The sequence below is a fragment of the Bradyrhizobium sp. P2_E8 genome (assembly GCF_056403875.1).
On record NZ_JBFUES010001947.1, the window covers coordinates 1 to 500 of the forward strand.

Genomic DNA, 500 nt, shown 5'->3' on the forward strand with positions numbered 1-500 from the left:
GTGCTGGAGCTGTCCTCGTCGCAGGAATATTACTGGCCTTCGGTCGAGACTGCACTGCGCAACGTCGTCCGCAGGATCCAGGCGAACAAGCTGTCGAATCCGAACGCGCCGCCCGGCGCGCAGATCGATCCGAATTGCGACGAGGTCCAGCAGTTGAAGTCGGCCGCGATGCCGCTCCTGTTCCAGCTGCGTGACGACCAGAAAGAGGAAGTGCGCAAGCTCGCCCGCATCATTGGGCTGGAGAAGGTCGCGCAGCAGATCTGACGCGCGGTTTCCCGAAGAGATCATGCTCAAACAATGAGCCAAGCGCGATGGCGAGCCATCGCGCCTCGGGGAACCGCCGATATCAGGAACATCCGGCAATCTCCAGGCGTTGCCCGCTCCAAAAGAGGGAGTGGACCAATGCGCGCCTCGACAGCCTATTTCGTCGGTGCAGGAACCATCGTCGCGGCCATCGCCATTGGTCTCGGGGGCGGCATCGTCGCCGGCAACATCATGAA

1 pseudogene is annotated in these 500 nt (G+C 62.0%); it reads left to right on the forward strand.

What is annotated here, in order from left to right:
• A pseudogene (locus AC1D00_RS44855) lies at positions 1–264 on the forward strand (hypothetical protein); the annotation flags it as partial.
• Positions 265–500 lie beyond the last annotated feature (236 nt).